Origin of the sequence: Kosakonia sp. MH5, from assembly GCF_009935945.1 — a bacterium.
Taxonomy (GTDB): domain Bacteria; phylum Pseudomonadota; class Gammaproteobacteria; order Enterobacterales; family Enterobacteriaceae; genus Kosakonia; species Kosakonia radicincitans.
Genome location: NZ_QODH01000009.1, coordinates 179,860 through 195,021 on the forward strand (window position 1 = coordinate 179,860; position 15,162 = coordinate 195,021).

Consider the following 15,162-nt stretch of genomic DNA (forward strand, 5'->3'; position numbering starts at 1 on the left):
CTTTTTTCCGTCCGCTCACCGCCACCTTTTCAGGAGACTACACGATGAGCTTTGTAGCGGGTCGCGCCGTCACACCTTCGGCGGAAGATGTGCCGGACGTCAATGATGGTGGCGAAAAAGTCACTGCCGGTTCGTTCTGGCCGGAAATCGCCCTGAGCGATGTGCGCCTTGAAATGCGTATCAATGGTGCCGTGACCACCACCCGTCTCAAACATGTGGTGACGGAAGCGGTGATCCACGTATCAGAGCAGCTGGCGTCATGGCAGGCAGAACAGATTGCTGCGGGTTATGCCTCGCTGGTCGCCGTCCCGGCCATGCAGATTGACGGGCAGAGCGTGAAGATCCACCGCTACCGCCGCGCGGTATTCAGCTGCGCCCGCGCCCTTCTGCTTGAGACTTTTCGCGATGTTGATACCACCGGCGATGCCGGTGAAAAACGCGCCGTTGCCCTCTCCACTCAGGCGCAGGATCTCTGGCGCGATGTGCGCTGGGCTATTGCGGATATTCGCGGCGCAACGCGCAATTTCACGGAGGCTTTCTGATGAAGGTCAGGGCATTACAGGGGGATACCGTGGATTTGCTGTGTCAGCGGCATTACGGCCTGACACGCGGCGTGACTGAGGCAGTGGTGTCGGCCAATAAGGGCATTTCCGGCCAGCTTTTTCTGACCGCCGGTCAGGAGGTGGAATTACCCGAAGTCAGCGAACCGGCAGCCACGGAGACCGTACAGCTATGGAGTTAATTAACCGGGTATGGGACGGGTCGGCTTACGCACGTAGCGAGGCAGGAGCGCATGAAAATGAATGATTCCGGGAATATCTTCACGCAGATCTTTGCGTGGCTTGCCGCGCTGGCGGCAGCGATAGGATTTACCACACAGGATCTGGTGTACATGTTCTTTGGTGCAGCAGGGCTGATTATTTCCCTGGCCTCTTATGTCAGCGGGAGGCTGGATGCGCGTCGTCGGCGTAAGGAAGATGAAAAGCGTACGCAGATGCTGAGTGGCTACCTCAACGAGGTGAAAGATAAGCCCTCACATGAGCGCCCGGCGGCAGTGCAGGTGGCGGTCAGGGCACTGGAAAAGGTAGGTGAATAATGGCGATATCACCCGCACTGCGAAATAAGCTGGCAGGGATGACCGGCGCTGGCGCGCTGGCTATTGCCGGGACGATGCTCCCTGAGCTGGAGGGCGTCCGGTACGCACCTTACCACGATGTTGCTGGCGTGCTTACTGTCTGTTACGGGCACACAGGCAGGGACATTATTCCGGGTAAAAAATACACCGAAACCGAATGCCGTGCACTTCTGCAAAATGACCTTGTGCCTTTCGCGCAGTCTGTTGATCGCTCCGTTAAGGTGCCCGCCAGCGAGTACCAGAGAGCAGCACTAATAACGTTCAGTTACAACGTCGGTGTTACAGCGTTTGAGCGCTCCGCGTTGTTGCGTCAGCTTAATGCCGGTAATTACAGGGCCGCCTGTGACGGGCTGCGTCAGTGGATTTACGCTGGCGGCAAAAAGTGGAAAGGGCTGATTAATCGTCGCGAAGTTGAGCGCGAGGTGTGTCTGTGGGGCCAGAAATGAACCGCATTACGATCATTGCAGGCGCAACAGCGCTGGTAATTATCGCCACGCTCGCAGTGTGGCTGGTTTCCACCAGAGCAGACCTGAGCGCAGCGGAAAGCGATAAGCGTGTGCTGGCGTCTGATAACGCACTACAGCGCGAGGCGATTGCGACTCAGGTTTTCAATATCAATCGCTTCAATCAGACCGCAGCGAATGCCGCACATGCCAGTGCGCTCACCAGTGCCAGCTCGGATGAAGCCGTAATCGAATACCGGGAGATCCTCCGCCATGAAAAAACCTGTGATTTTGCTGTGCCTGTCGGTGTTGCTCGCGGGTTGCTCGGGTACGCAAACCGTTTACGTGCCAGCGCCCTCGGTGCCGATCCCTCCGGGCCTGACACAGCCAGTGATCGCACCGCTGCCCCCGGCACGCTGACCTATTGCCAGGCCGTGTTATGGATACAGCCACTGCTGGCGGCTGTCGAAACGGCAAATAATCAGCTGGCGGGCATTCGCGAGATAGAACAGCAGCGGGCGCAGCAGAGTACGCAAACCGGGCTTACAGGAGCAAGGCCATGAAAAAAACAGAACTGCTGCGCGGGGCGCTGATTGCCAGTAATGAGTGGTGCAGAGCCAGGCCAGAACAAATCACGGTCTGGACGGAGAAAGGCGCTATTGAAATTCAGGCAACCGGTGAAAGCTCGTTTATGTACCGCTACGAAATCAAAGTACTGGCGATGGAGTATCCCGGCCATGTCGATGATCTCATGCTCCCCCTGCTGGCCTGGGTCTGGAAACATCAACCCGATTTGCTGCTGAACCCTGACAGCAACAGAAAAATTGAATTTGAGGCCGACATACTGAGCGATGACGCAGCCGATATCCTGTTTACGCTCCCGGTATGGGAGCGCGTCATGGTCAGTAATGAGAGTGGTGTTGCCGTGGCGACACATCTGCCGGAAGACCGACCGCGATTTTGCCATGGTGAGTGGGATGCCGTTTTCCTCGATCCGGATGCCGGTGAGGTCGTGCCATGAGTGATGATATCGCGCTGTTTCAGCAGCTTGATGATGTGTTTGCCGCCATCCTGGCCGGGATGGCTCCGGCGGGCCGGTTGCGCACAGCCAGAAATATTGCCACCACCCTTCGCCGCAGTCAGAGCCAGCGCATCGGACGGCAGGAAGCCCCGGACGGCAGCAAGTTTGAGAAGCGACGCCGACGCGTTCTGCGCTCACAGGCTGGCATCAGTTTTATCTGGAACGGTGAAACCCGGCGCCTGAAAAACTGGCAGGCCAGCCGGGGCAGTCGTGGCCGTATGCTGACGGGGTTTGATGAAGAGCGTGGTGCGGTGCGTACTTTCTATCGGGAAGACATTGAGCGCTATCTCGATGTCAGTTTTACGGAGGTTCGCCGTGATACCACGAAGCCCGATCCGATGTTCCGCCGTCTTCGAACGGCACGGTTTCTGAAAGCGCGTGCTGACACTGACGGTGCGACTGTTGGCTTTTCCGGAGTGGCAGCGAGGATCGCCCGCGTGCACCAGTATGGCCTGCGCGACAAAGTGAACAACAGCGGTGCGGTGGCAACCTATCCACGCCGCCAGTTGCTCGGGCTGAGCAAAGCTGACCGTATGGCAATCGCCCGCCAGGTCATTGATTCGCTGGGGGTGCAATAGTGGATGCCGCTGAATTGATCCGTCTGCTGGAAAACGTTGTCCGCACCGGCACGGTAACTGAGATCGATGTGAGCCGGTGGCGCGTGCGCGTGGAAAGCGGCGGACTTACCACCACCTGGCTTCGCTGGAATGCGCAGCGCGCGGGCGCATTCAGTGTATGGCTTCCCCCTTCTGTGGGTGAACAGGTCTGGCTGTTGTGCATGGGCGGAAACTCCGAAACCGCCATTATTGGCGGGAGCCTGTACAGCAACGACAACCCGGCTCCGGGTGCATCGGCAACCGAGATGGTCATGACCGCACCGGACGGCGCACGGTTTCATTACGACGCCAGCGCCGGGGCGCTGACCGTCTCCGGAATCAAAACCGCCAGGCTGGAAGCGGCTGTCAGCGTCACTCTGGATACGCCGGTTGTTGAATGTACCAGCCTGCTGAAAACCCGGACGTTCACTGTTTCTGAAGGGGGGAATCTGGAGGGGAATTTTACTCACGGCAAAGGGACGTTTACATCAAACGGTGTGCAGGTGGACAACCATCAGCACGGCAGTGTGCAGCGGGGCGGGAGCTGGACGGAGGGCACGCAATGACAGCGCGCTATACGGGCATGAACCCGGACGGGACAGGAACGCTTACGGATGCCGATCATGTCTGGCAGTCGGTGAGCGATATCCTCCGCACCCCGATTGGCTCCAGGCTGATGCGCCGTAACTATGGCTCGCTGGTTCAGGATCTTATCGATAACCCACAGAACAACGTTACCCGCATGCAGCTGATGAGCGCGATCGTCATCGCGCTGGCAACGTGGGAGCCACGAATAGCGCTGAGCATCGTGGACGTGGCTTTCTCTGCGGGCGGCGCGGTAACAGCGAATATGTCAGGCATGCTGACGGAAACCATGGAACAGCAGGCCACCACCATAACACTCAGGGGCGACAGTCATGGCAACGGTTGATTTATCGCAGTTGCCTCAGCCGCAAATTATCGAAACGCTGGATTTTGAGGGGATTTTACTGGATGTAAAAGCCGTCATTATCGCCGCGTTCCCGGCAGATCAGCAGTCTGCAATAACCGCTGCGCTGGGATTCGAATCTGAGCCACTGAATGTCATTGCGCAGGTCGTGGCATACCGGGAGATGATGCTACGCCAGCAGATAAACGAGGGGGCAGCCGCCTGCATGCTGAGTCACGCCGCGTCCACCGATCTGGATAATCTGGCCGCCAACCTCAACACCGCCAGGCTTGAAATCACGCCGGAGACAGACACGAGCGATGCCGTAATGGAAAGTGATACGGCCCTGCGCCTGCGCGCGCAAACCGCGTTTGAAGGTCTGAGCGTGGCCGGGCCAACGGGGGCTTACGAGTACTACGCCCGAAGCGCCAGCGGCAAAGTGGCAGACGCAAAAGCAGTCAGCCCCTCTCCTGCCGTGGTGGTGGTGTCGGTGTTATCAACCGAAGGTGATGGCACGGCTTCACCGGAGTTGCTGGCTGTCGTGAATGCGGCACTGTCCGCAGAAGACCGGCGCCCGGTGGGTGATCGTCTTACGGTGCAAAGTGCAGAGATCGTCACCTATGAGATTGATGCCACGCTTTATCTCTATCCGGGGCCGGAATCCGAACCCATTCTGACAGCTGCGCAGGACTCACTGACGGCATGGCTGGCAGCCCAGGGGAAAATCGGGCGGGATGTTGCCCGCAGCGCAGTGATGGCTGCGTTACATGTTCAGGGTGTACAGCGCGTTGAGCTGACAACCCCTGCCACAGATATCGTGATCGATGACACGCAATCTGCGGTGTGCGTTAACGTCACTGTCAGCCAGGGAGGCACCAATGAGTAACAGCCTGTTGCCACCCACCGCCAGTCAGTTTTTGCGCCGCACCGAAACCGCCACGGCAAGGATTAACGCGATCCCCGTCGAGCTTCACAAGCTCTGGGATCCGGATGAGTGCCCTGTGATATTCCTGCCCTACCTCGCCTGGGCGTTGTCAGTTGATCGCTGGGACAAAAACTGGTCGGAACAGACAAAGCGCGCCGTCATCAGAGCCGCCTTTATGGTTCATCGCCAGAAAGGAACCATTCACGCGCTGCGCCGCGTTGTGGAGCCGTTCGGCTTTCTGATTCGGGTAAGTGAATGGTGGCAGACCGGCGAAGAGCCAGGCACTTTCCGGCTGGATATCGGCGTCCAGGAACAGGGCATCACTGAGGAAACGTATCAGGAGCTTGAGCGGCTGATTCAGGATGCGAAGCCGCTGAGCAGGCACCTGATCGGGCTGTCGATCCAGCTTCAGAGCGCCGGTGAATTATATGTTGGTGCAGCCACGTTTGATGGCGCAGCGGTGACGGTTTACCCCTACCTGCCGGAAGAGATCGCCGTTGGTGCTGATTACTACCCGGCTTCGGCCATACATTTGATAGAGAACACGAGAGTGAACGCATGACAGCAAAATATTTTGCCATTCTGACCAATCAGGGCGCCGCGCGGCTGGCGAATGCGGCGGCGCTCGGTACGACACTCAATATCACGCAGATGGCGGTTGGCGACGCCAATGGGGTACTACCCACCCCTGACCCGGCGCAGACTGCGCTGATTAACCAGAAACGCATCGCGGCACTGAATATGCTGTCGATTGACCCCAACAACAGCAGCCAGATTATTGCTGAGCAGGTGATACCGGAAAACGAGGGCGGATACTGGATCCGTGAAATCGGCCTTTATGATGACAGCGGCGTGCTGGTTGCCGTGGCAAACTGCCCGGAAACCTATAAGCCGCTCTTGCAGGAGGGTAGCGGACGCACGCAAACCATTCGCATGGTACTGATCGTATCATCCACAGCAGCAGTCACGCTGAAGATTGATCCTGCCGTGGTGCTGGCAACTCGACAATACGTCGATAATAAAGTGATCGAGGTAAAGGCCTATGCAGATGATTTGCTGAGCCAGCATATTGCGGCCAGCAACCCGCACACGCAGTATGCGCCGATTGCCAGCCCGACCTTTACCGGAACCCCGGCAGCGCCAACGCCAGTCAAAGCGGATAACAGCACAAAGCTGGCAACCACAGCACATGTCAAATCAGTTGTTGCCGATTACGCGCCACTGGCAAGCCCGGCAATGACAGGTGTTCCGACAGCGCCCACAGCAGCGCAATCAGTCAATAACACGCAGCTTGCCACCACGGCTTTTGTTAAAGCTGCAATTGCCGCACTGGTAGCTTCATCTCCGGCAACACTTGACACCCTCAATGAGCTGGCCGCCGCTCTTGGTAACGATCCAAACTTTGCCACCACCATGACAAATGCGCTGGCGGGGAAGCAACCACTTGATAACACCCTCACGGCGTTATCCGGAAAATCTGTCGCGGCTCTTCTCGAATACCTTGGTTTATCAGATATCGCGACTGCCGGGGTAGCAACGGGTTCTCTGGGGGGGCAGTCCAGTAATGGATACTGGAAGTTTCCGGGGGTGATTAATGGCGTACGGCAGACGCTAATTGTGCAGTGGTATACAGCCTCAGCAACACAGGCTGGTGCTATTACTGTGAATTTTCCGATTCCATTTCCAAACGCATTTCTGGCTGATGCAAATATGGCTGGCGGTAGCGGAACGGCGCTGGTGAATGGTGGAACTGTTTCTAAAACGAGCCGCCAGCTCTACTGCAATGTTGCAATGAGCGTGGCCGTTATTACCGTAGGGTACTGATTATGTATTTATTCTCAAAAACAACATTGGGTTTTTATCCGGAGTGGGAGAAACAATCCTATATTAATGCTGGATCTCTGCCGGATGACGTCATTGAAGTTGAAGACGAGGTAAGGGACATATACAACGCTCAACCGCCAGCAGGGAAGGTTCTTTCTGCTGACGATAAAGGTATGCCGGTTTGGGCTGATAAGCCTCAGGCTGAGCTTGTATCTGATGCTGAGTGGCTGCGCTCCATAAAAACAGATGAAGCAAATGCATACATAAACAGTAAGCAATGGCCGGGAAAGGCAGCACTCGGACGCCTGAAAGGTGACGACCTCACACAATACGGACTGTGGCTGGACTATCTTGATGCGCTTGAAGCCGTCGATATTTCGACGGCTCCGGAAGTGAACTGGCCGGTTAATCCGGAGTAACGGGCCATGTAATATTAGGTGCCGTTGATGTATCAACCCGTATCAACAGCACAGGACGATTACTAAAACAGGCTCTTGAGTGAATTGCTGACCTGATTTATCGCGTTATTTGCGCTGGTTTTTAACTCGGCCAGCGCACCACTGACAGATGCACTCTGCAATTTCTCCCTGAAATCGGTATCGACACGGCTAAGACTGAGGGTAAATTCGATTTTTCTGGGATTGCCGTACTGGTCAAACTCAGATTTACCCCGCTCCAGGCGCGTCAGTACATACATCCCGTAAATTCTCCCCTCCCCCTCGATCAGCGGCCATGGCCGACCAGCAAAGCCAATCGTTTCAAGTGCTGAAAGGGACAGATTACCGCCGGTTATTTCCGGGTAAAGCACGCCCTCCAGCGTCACGGTATCGTCGCCCGCGCCGATGTATTGCCAGCTGGCAGACTGATTGACCCTTTCATTTTTAACGTGCCGCCACTCCTGCGAGTGGCGCAACTGCTGATAGGGCGTGGTGCGCAGCATAAAAACGAACATCCCAAAAACCATCATCATAAAAACGCTCCTTAATCGCGGTCGCGGAACGAACCGCGGTTAACTCTGTTGGTGGTGGCCAGCGCATCCCGGACGGCATCGCGCACCATTTTTTCAAGCTCCGGCACGGACTTACTACCCACATCGTTGAAATTGATCTGAAACACCGGCGCAGCGGAAGGTGCAGAAACCGGCGCCGTAACTGCCCCTTGTGTGGCAGCCGGAACGGAGAGGACTCCGCCAGCCGCCGATGCAGCAACACCCGGCACAGGCTGAGTGATCACCCGCGCCTCCTGGTATGCGCCACGTAATGCCAGCGCCTGCGGCAAATTTTTGAAAACGATATCGCCAGGGCCGATCTTCTTCGTGTTATCCGCCGTGGTTTTGGTGTTATCTGATATTTCCTTGAGGCGCCGCGCCGTTCCGGATTCGGGAATGACAGGCGGAGTGGTCACCGGCGGGGGCGTTTTCGCCGGTGCATCGGGAGACCAGTTCCAGCTTTTGGGAACCATCTTTTTCTGCTGGGGATCCCACTCGTACATAACCGGCGCTTTCGGTGTCAGGCTTTCCGCTTTTCGCTTCGCTTCATCAAGCCCAGCAGGAATCAGCCCCAGCTTTTGCAGAACCCACCCTATCCCCTCCATCAAAAGGGTCAGCGGCGTCAGAAGCGCCTGCAACGCGAAACCAAAAACCTTACCAAACGTCTCACCGGCACTGGTGCACTGATCCAGGGTTTCCTTACTGGTCTGCATCGGCGACAGCAGTTTTTGAAACCATCCCCACACGGTCTGAATGCCGTCTGCAATCAGGGTAAAGACTGGCGACAGAGCGGAAAAAGCATCGCGCAGCGGTGTCAGCGCCTGCCAGACGCCGCTAAAAAAGCCGAGAAAATAAGCTTTAATCGGCTCCCAGAACCGCCAGATAAGTAACCCGGCAGCCACAAACGCCGCACCAATCAACCCTATCGGGCTGAGCAAAAATGAAAGCACACCGCCGAGGGCCGATACCGCCGTGGTGATCAGCCCCCAGATGGCAGGCAGCCCGGTCAGGCGTAATGCCAGACCGCCGATACCTTTCACCAGTGAGCCGACTGCCGCGCCAGGCGAAAGGAATGCTGTGAGCAGACCGCCGCGCAATGCGGGTAAAAGACCGGTTATGCCACCGATATTTTTAGAAAATGAACCGAGTAGCGCGCCCCAGCCGCTCATTCTTCCAAGCACCGGGCCGCCAACGGTTCCCAGCGTGCGAAGCGCGGCAACTGTGCCTGATATCCCCTTCCCTCCGGTCAGGAGGGTAAAGCCCAGCCGCAACTTTGCCAGCGGGCCAATCAGTATACCTGTGACAATCGATACCGTACCCAGCGCCGCAGTTAATGCCAGCGCGCCAGCTCCAACGATTAACAGCGTCTTTGCCAGCTCGGGGTTTGCCTTGACCAGCCCGGCCACACGCGTGATTGTCTCATCCAGCCACTGAATAAGACTGCGCAACGGGCCATTCACCGTATCGGATATTTCGGTCTGTAGCCCCTCCCATGCGCTGCTGAGGTTGGACAAATCGCCGCCAAGGTTATCCGACATTTTTTTAGCCACGCCAGCCGATTCGCCCTGCGCCTTTTTCAGTTCTGCGATGAGCTTCTGAAGATCACCACTGCCGGCGGAGTTAACCAGCGACTGCAATCCGACAAAGGCTTCCTCTCCGGCGATATCCTTAAAGAAACTCACCTGGTCAGTGGAGCCATATTTTTTGGTCGCCTTGTACAAATCGGCGAGGATACTTTCAACGGGCCGCATCTTGCCGGTGCTGTCAGCGACAGATACACCCAGCTCTTTCAGCGCCTTGGATGCTGCGCCAGTCGGTGCTGCAAGCCGACTCAATGACGCGCGCATTGCAGTGCCCGCGTCGCTGCCACGTAGACCGCCTTTCGCCAGCATACCCGCCATTCCGGCCGCTTCTTCCAGACTGATACCAAGGCTGGCGGCCACCGGGCCGGTATACTTCATTGTTTCGCCGAGATCGCGCAGGTTGGTACTCGTTCGGGTGAATGTTCCGGCCAGCACATCACCCACTCGCCCCATATCACCGGCCTGCAGACGGAACTGGTTGAGGATACTGGCACCAATATCCGCTGTTTCCCCAAGGGAAATATCGCCACTCAGTGCCCCGCCTGCGATGGCGGTATCAAGCACGCCGGGAAGCGCTGCCTTGATCGCCTCCGGCGTGAATCCGGCCATGGCGAGAAAGGCCTGGCCCTGCGCGGCGTCACTGCTGGAAAATGCAGTGTCTGCACCAAGCTGTTTGGCCTGATCGCGCAACCCCTTAAACCGGGGATCGGTTTTATCCATCCGTGTCAGCGCCATTACGCGCGACATATCGGTATCAAAACCAATCGGCGTTGATAAAAAGCGCCCTGCACCATAGCCCGCAGCGGCAGCACCGAGGGCCATGCCCGTCCCTGCGCCCCGTAATTTGTCGCCGGTTTCTTTTGCCCGTGCATATTGAGCCTGGGCTTTTGTAATCGCGGCCAGTTGCTGGCGTTCCCGCTCCAGCGCCTGCGTGTATTGCTCAGTTCTGCGCAGGGCGCTTTGCACCGCGCCGCTTCCGGCAGTCAGGTTAACGCCGTGCTGACGGATAGCCTGTGATGCTTCGCGTAGCCGGGTGGTTTGCAGACTGTAGGTCTGGTTAAGGCGTGAGATCTTTCCGCGCAGCGTTTCAAGGTGTGCCGCCTGGGCCTCAGTAAGCTGTCCCCCTTCCCGCTGTTTCTGGTTGAGGCCATCGAAAGCCCGTTGCGTGCGGCTGAGTTTTTGCGCGGTGTCGTTGGCCTGGGCGCGCAGCTTGTCAAACGCTGACGTTTGTTTGTCGAGCTGTTTAGCCGCGTCCTGTGTTTTTTTAAGTGATTCGGCAAGGCCGCCAACAGCTTTGCTGGCGGCACTGGTCGGGCGGGTGAGTTTATCGATCGCACTGAACGCGACGCGGATATTAAGATCCATCGGCTTCATCCTCATGGTTGCCGCTACGGATGGCGGCCTGCTGCCGCCATGCCATCAGTTCGCGCGGCTCCATGTCATACATGACAGAGGGCGGCCAGTGGAAAATGACAGCGATATCGGCAATCAGATCCTCTACGCTGTTGAAGAGAGCTTCCCTTATTCGTTCGCCGTCACCGCCGCGCCCGGTACTGATGGCGCCGCTTTCGTCAAAAAAGGCGTGATTTCTTCGGCGAGTGCCACGTAATCCTGCGTATCCATTGCGGCAATATCCGCCGTGGTCAGCGCTGGCGAGGTAACGCGGGAAAGCAGTGTTGAGGTGGATTCAAAATCGAAATTGAGCACGTCAACGAGGCGCAGGCCACGAAGTGAGCCAGCCTGTTTGATCGTCTCAGTGATGGTCACAACGGTGATTTCATCGTTACCGCGTTTGATGGGTTTCGTCAGTGTTACAGCCATGGGTCAATCTCCTGGGTGGCAACCTGTGCCACCGTTAAAGGGTTAAGTGAAAGCAGTCAGCTATTCAGGCCAAGCGCGGAAGAAATACGATCCGGGTAGAGATTTTCCCCGTTGCGCTTGTAGATAAAGTTCAGCAGGTCAATTTCCAGCAGCGGCTTATCATCAACTGACAGCTTGTAATAAGTGTTTTTGATGGCGTAGGTGTGGTTAGTGTCATCCCCCTGCTTTGCATCACCGGGATCAATCTCAGTAATACGCCCGCGCATTTCCACTTCCACAGGGAACTGGTTCCGCCACTGTAAATCTCGCCAGCAAAACGCAGGCGCAGTTCGTCAATGTCACCACCGTATTTCAGGAGCAACTCTTCAACCACGCCGCCAACAACCATTGAGGCATCCAGCGCGCCGGAATCGATACCCAGATCCACGGCAACCGCCCCGAGCATACCGGCCCCCTGAAAATCTTCAGTTTTGCGGGTAAGCTTCGGTAACGTCACGCTGGGAATTTTCCCGATGTAGTTCACGCCATTGACGAACAGCGTGAACAAGCGAATTTTTTTAGGGATCGCCATTTACGCACCTCCGAGGGAAGAAAATGCCGCTTCGTAATACTGATCGGTGAACGTCTGAATCATCGTCAGATCTTCCAGCGGTGGCACCGGGCTGTAGTTGTAGCGCACGACAGCTTTACCCTGCCGGATGCCGGTCGTCGGGTTATCAACGATATCGAACCAGCAGGATGCACCAATCAGCTTGCCCTCAGTGACCAGCGCCTGAAGCTTGCTGTTAATCCCACTCACCACGTCTTTGACGTTTGCAGGCGTCAGTGGCGTGTCAACGGTCGTGAATTGCGCTTCAGCGATGCTGTCCGCCAGAATCTGGGCTGTGCGGGTATAGACCTCAAAAATGTATTCATCCGTATCCGTGGTGCGGTTGCCCCAGAAACGGAATCCGTCACGCTTGATAAGCGTGGTGATCTCATTGGCATTCAGCTCGTTGGCGTCCGAGTCTTCCGCCTGAAGCGCCCAGAAAACATCTTTGGCAATCCCGAGCACATTCCTGACAGCAACGTTGGATAACGACTTGTGCCAGCCCTGTTCATTATCGATCAGCGCGCGAAGTCCTAACGCGTAGGCGACGGCGGGAAACTCTTCATTCACGCCGGTCTGTGAGTTGTAGGCGATGAAGTTGGGCCAGATAAGCATGCCCTCGCGCTCAGCGAACTGTTCGCGGTAGGCTTTCGCTTCGGCGATAGTCTCGCAGCCATCGCAATAGCTGTAAGAGAATGCACGTAACTGTTTCGCGATCACGCGCAACTGCGCCGTGACTTCCTGGGTGTCATAGCCAGGCACACCGAGAATACGCGGACGATAGCCGGTTTTCTGTTCGGCAGTCAGAAGGGCAAACATCCCGGTATAACTGCCGTCAGCCTGCGTACCACCGATGATGAGCTGGGATTGCGTTGGCTCATTCTCCCCTGCTTTCGCCTCTGCGACGCGCACCACAATCACGCGGGTGCTCACCTGGTCGGAAATGGCTTTCAGGGATTTGTAGAGGGAGCCTGTTTTACCTGCACTCCCCAGGGCTGTGATAACACGCGTCAGCAGCACTGGCGTGTCGAGCGGAAAGGTTTCGGGGTCGGCGTCATCCGCAACAGCGACAAGCCCAATGACCGTGGAATCAATGTCATTGATCGCTGTCTGGAGGTCGGTTTCCTCCTTAACACGCGCCCCGTGGAAAAAGTTGTCGGTCATGCTGTACCGCCATCATGTTGTGAGTTCGGGGCTATATTCCACAAAATGAGCATGCCCGACACGCACTGCCGGGTGTCTGATGTTTGCGACAACAAACGACAGTTTTCTGCTTCGCGCGCGCATGAAACTATCAGCGCCGGAGGAGTTCATATGGCACTGTCAGCAGACGCAATCAGTAAAACCAAAGCACAACTGGATAAGAGCACACAGACATTTCAGGATTTTCAGGATGAGCTGTCACCGGTTCCGGCGTTCCGGATCATGCTTGGCGGCAAAGCACTGACCATACTGGATGACCGGCTTATTTCACTGGAACTGACCGACAACCGGGGATTTGAAGCCGACGAACTGACGATTACTATTGCTGACAGTGACGGCCAGTTACAGTTGCCGCCGCGCGGGGCTGAGCTGTCGGTGTCCATCGGCTGGCGGGGTGAACCGCTGGTCTATAAAGGGATTTATACCCTGGATGAAGTGGCGCATTCCGGGCCGCCTGACCGCCTGGAGCTGACGGCACGCAGCGCTGATTTCAGGGATGAATTCAACACCAAGCGCGAAGTGTCCTGGCATGATGTTAAGGTTGAACGCGTTATATCAGCCATCGCCCACCGGTATAAATTGACGCCGGTTATTTCTGAGCAGCTCATCAACATTGAGATCGATCACGCCGACCAGACACAGGAAAGTGATATGTCTTTCCTGACGAGAATGGCGGAAATGCTGGGCGCCATTGCCACAATCAAAAATGGCAGTCTGTTGTTTATTCTTCCCGGCGGAGGCGTCAGCGCCAGCGGTAAACCGCTGCCGGAATTCTCAATCACCCGTTCAAGTGGTGATCGCCATTCATTTCGTATTGCCGATCGTGATGCCTATACCGGCGTAAGGGCGTACTGGCTGGATCTGGAATTCGGCAAAAAGAAAAAAGTAACGGTCAAAAGCCGCAAGCCGAAAAAGAAAAAGCCACCACGCAGCAGCGCCAGAGACGGGGATTATCTGGAGGGTGAAGACGGTAACGTTTATGTATTACGCAAAACATACATCAGTGAAACAGCGGCAAAGCGCGCTGCTGCTGCCAAATGGCAACAGCTCAAACGAGGTGCTGCGGAATTTACGTTAACACTGGCGCGGGGCCGCGCCGATCTCTACCCGGAAATGCACGGAACCGTTACGGGGTTTAAATCCGATATTGATTCTCAGGACTGGATTATCGCCCGTGCTGCACATTCAATTGATGACGGTGGATTTAAAACCCGCCTGGAGCTGGAAGCCAAAATACCGGAATGGATTGCAGAGACTGAATAAACGAAGCCATAATAACAGCGAGTTCAACTCCCGCCATGGGAGGCCATCATGTTTGTTTGCCCCATTTGTGGTGCTGTCGCTCGGACACGCACCAGTCGCCGTCTCAGTGAGATGACGATCCGTCAGTACCATCAGTGCCAGAATTTTGAATGCAGCATCACATTTACCACGCTTAACAGCGTGGAAAAACTGGTGACTAAACGAGGTTCACGAGAGAAATTACCAGAGGGATTTATTCCGGAAGATGCTTTCCCAGCTTCACATTACGGACGTGATCAGTTGGATTTATATCTTTAGTTTAAAGAGGGCATGTGAGGCTGATCACTCCCTTATATCTCTATTTATTAATATTATCCCGTCTAAGTGGCGGGTTAATTTTTATTTATTCATTTAGTACCAACTGATAGGATTTTCCCTGGGTATGTGACCATATATGGAGTATTGAAAATGGCATTAATAAATTGTCCGGAATGCAGTAAAGAAATAAGTGACTCTGCTTTTAAGTGCCCATCCTGTGGACATCAAGTAAGAAAGCCAACACGTTCGTTTTTCGGCAAACTTGTAAAATGGATTTTCATCTTATTCAACATCTTCATGATCTACAGCTTCTTTGTGGGTATGGGCAGTAGCAGCGATGTGATAAATAATGCCACCTCTGATGCTGAGCGTGCTGGGGCAGCATTGGGCACTGGTCTGGGAGTGATGATGCTGGGAAGCCTCTGGGTTATTGGTGACATCATTATTGGGACGATTGTTTTTTTGACCCGACCAAAAGCCTGAGAC

21 protein-coding genes and 1 pseudogene are annotated in these 15,162 nt (G+C 55.7%); 16 read left to right on the forward strand and 6 right to left on the reverse strand.

Annotated elements, in window-relative coordinates; all coding sequences use genetic code 11:
• Positions 1-44: 44 nt before the first annotated feature.
• The 13 genes from DK872_RS21715 to DK872_RS21775 are packed head-to-tail and all read left to right on the forward strand — an operon-like array spanning position 45 to position 7,351.
• The gene (locus DK872_RS21715; RefSeq protein WP_161518822.1) at positions 45-542 is read left to right on the forward strand and encodes a head completion/stabilization protein; all 498 of its coding nucleotides are present in this window, start codon (positions 45-47) and stop codon (positions 540-542) included.
• A complete protein-coding gene (locus DK872_RS21720; RefSeq protein ID WP_161518823.1) occupies positions 542-742 on the forward strand; it encodes a tail protein X in 201 nt (66 codons plus the stop codon). Before DK872_RS21715 ends, DK872_RS21720 begins: the two co-directional genes overlap by 1 nt.
• A 51-nt stretch (positions 743-793) precedes the next feature.
• Complete coding sequence (locus DK872_RS21725) at positions 794-1,096, forward strand: hypothetical protein (protein WP_079518316.1); 303 nt, start codon at positions 794-796, stop codon at positions 1,094-1,096.
• Positions 1,096-1,581, forward strand: a complete 486-nt coding sequence (locus DK872_RS21730; RefSeq protein WP_161518824.1) for a lysozyme — start codon at positions 1,096-1,098, stop codon at positions 1,579-1,581. Before DK872_RS21725 ends, DK872_RS21730 begins: the two co-directional genes overlap by 1 nt.
• The gene (locus DK872_RS21735) at positions 1,578-2,141 is read left to right on the forward strand and encodes a hypothetical protein (protein WP_161518825.1); all 564 of its coding nucleotides are present in this window, start codon (positions 1,578-1,580) and stop codon (positions 2,139-2,141) included. The genes DK872_RS21730 and DK872_RS21735 overlap by 4 nt, the downstream gene beginning before the upstream one ends.
• A complete protein-coding gene (locus tag DK872_RS21740; RefSeq protein ID WP_161518826.1) occupies positions 2,138-2,599 on the forward strand; it encodes a phage tail protein in 462 nt (153 codons plus the stop codon). The genes DK872_RS21735 and DK872_RS21740 overlap by 4 nt, the downstream gene beginning before the upstream one ends.
• Positions 2,596-3,237 carry a phage virion morphogenesis protein gene (locus DK872_RS21745; protein WP_161518827.1) on the forward strand — a complete coding sequence of 214 codons (642 nt, stop codon included), beginning with the start codon at positions 2,596-2,598 and terminating at the stop codon, positions 3,235-3,237. Before DK872_RS21740 ends, DK872_RS21745 begins: the two co-directional genes overlap by 4 nt.
• A complete protein-coding gene (locus DK872_RS21750; protein ID WP_161518828.1) occupies positions 3,237-3,821 on the forward strand; it encodes a phage baseplate assembly protein V in 585 nt (194 codons plus the stop codon). The genes DK872_RS21745 and DK872_RS21750 overlap by 1 nt, the downstream gene beginning before the upstream one ends.
• Positions 3,818-4,186 (forward strand): GPW/gp25 family protein, encoded by a 369-nt coding sequence (locus DK872_RS21755; RefSeq protein ID WP_161518829.1) that lies wholly within the window; start codon positions 3,818-3,820, stop codon positions 4,184-4,186. Before DK872_RS21750 ends, DK872_RS21755 begins: the two co-directional genes overlap by 4 nt.
• A complete protein-coding gene (locus DK872_RS21760; protein WP_161518830.1) occupies positions 4,173-5,069 on the forward strand; it encodes a baseplate J/gp47 family protein in 897 nt (298 codons plus the stop codon). Before DK872_RS21755 ends, DK872_RS21760 begins: the two co-directional genes overlap by 14 nt.
• Positions 5,062-5,670 carry a phage tail protein I gene (locus DK872_RS21765; RefSeq protein ID WP_161518831.1) on the forward strand — a complete coding sequence of 203 codons (609 nt, stop codon included), beginning with the start codon at positions 5,062-5,064 and terminating at the stop codon, positions 5,668-5,670. The genes DK872_RS21760 and DK872_RS21765 overlap by 8 nt, the downstream gene beginning before the upstream one ends.
• Positions 5,667-6,932: a phage tail protein gene (locus tag DK872_RS21770; protein WP_161518832.1), complete on the forward strand. Its 1,266-nt coding sequence runs from the start codon at positions 5,667-5,669 to the stop codon at positions 6,930-6,932. The genes DK872_RS21765 and DK872_RS21770 overlap by 4 nt, the downstream gene beginning before the upstream one ends.
• Before the next feature lie 2 nt (positions 6,933-6,934).
• Positions 6,935-7,351 (forward strand): tail fiber assembly protein, encoded by a 417-nt coding sequence (locus tag DK872_RS21775; RefSeq protein ID WP_370520921.1) that lies wholly within the window; start codon positions 6,935-6,937, stop codon positions 7,349-7,351.
• A gap of 62 nt (positions 7,352-7,413) precedes the next feature.
• Here the strand turns inward: DK872_RS21775 and DK872_RS21780 are convergent, their stop codons facing one another.
• From DK872_RS21780 to DK872_RS21805, 6 genes and pseudogenes are all read right to left on the reverse strand, one after another.
• Positions 7,414-7,902, reverse strand: coding sequence for a phage tail protein (locus tag DK872_RS21780; protein WP_161518833.1), 489 nt, complete (start codon positions 7,900-7,902; stop codon positions 7,414-7,416).
• A gap of 11 nt (positions 7,903-7,913) precedes the next feature.
• Positions 7,914-10,868 (reverse strand): phage tail tape measure protein, encoded by a 2,955-nt coding sequence (locus DK872_RS21785; protein ID WP_370520922.1) that lies wholly within the window; start codon positions 10,866-10,868, stop codon positions 7,914-7,916.
• Positions 10,858-11,061 (reverse strand): GpE family phage tail protein, encoded by a 204-nt coding sequence (locus DK872_RS21790; protein ID WP_341844410.1) that lies wholly within the window; start codon positions 11,059-11,061, stop codon positions 10,858-10,860. The genes DK872_RS21785 and DK872_RS21790 overlap by 11 nt, the downstream gene beginning before the upstream one ends.
• Entirely contained in the window at positions 11,025-11,324 is a 300-nt protein-coding gene (locus DK872_RS21795; RefSeq protein ID WP_090137615.1) for a phage tail assembly protein, read from the reverse strand. The genes DK872_RS21790 and DK872_RS21795 overlap by 37 nt, the downstream gene beginning before the upstream one ends.
• 56 nt (positions 11,325-11,380) lie before the next feature.
• A pseudogene (locus DK872_RS21800) lies at positions 11,381-11,895 on the reverse strand (phage major tail tube protein).
• Positions 11,896-13,077, reverse strand: coding sequence for a phage tail sheath subtilisin-like domain-containing protein (locus tag DK872_RS21805; RefSeq protein WP_161518835.1), 1,182 nt, complete (start codon positions 13,075-13,077; stop codon positions 11,896-11,898).
• Between the two features lie 150 nt (positions 13,078-13,227).
• Between DK872_RS21805 and DK872_RS21810 the strand changes: the two genes are divergently transcribed.
• From DK872_RS21810 to DK872_RS21820, 3 genes are all read left to right on the forward strand, one after another.
• Positions 13,228-14,379, forward strand: a complete 1,152-nt coding sequence (locus DK872_RS21810; protein ID WP_161518836.1) for a phage late control D family protein — start codon at positions 13,228-13,230, stop codon at positions 14,377-14,379.
• Between the two features lie 48 nt (positions 14,380-14,427).
• The gene (locus DK872_RS21815) at positions 14,428-14,676 is read left to right on the forward strand and encodes an ogr/Delta-like zinc finger family protein (protein WP_161518837.1); all 249 of its coding nucleotides are present in this window, start codon (positions 14,428-14,430) and stop codon (positions 14,674-14,676) included.
• 150 nt (positions 14,677-14,826) lie between these two features.
• Positions 14,827-15,159, forward strand: coding sequence for a hypothetical protein (locus tag DK872_RS21820; protein WP_161518838.1), 333 nt, complete (start codon positions 14,827-14,829; stop codon positions 15,157-15,159).
• Positions 15,160-15,162: the final 3 nt, after the last annotated feature.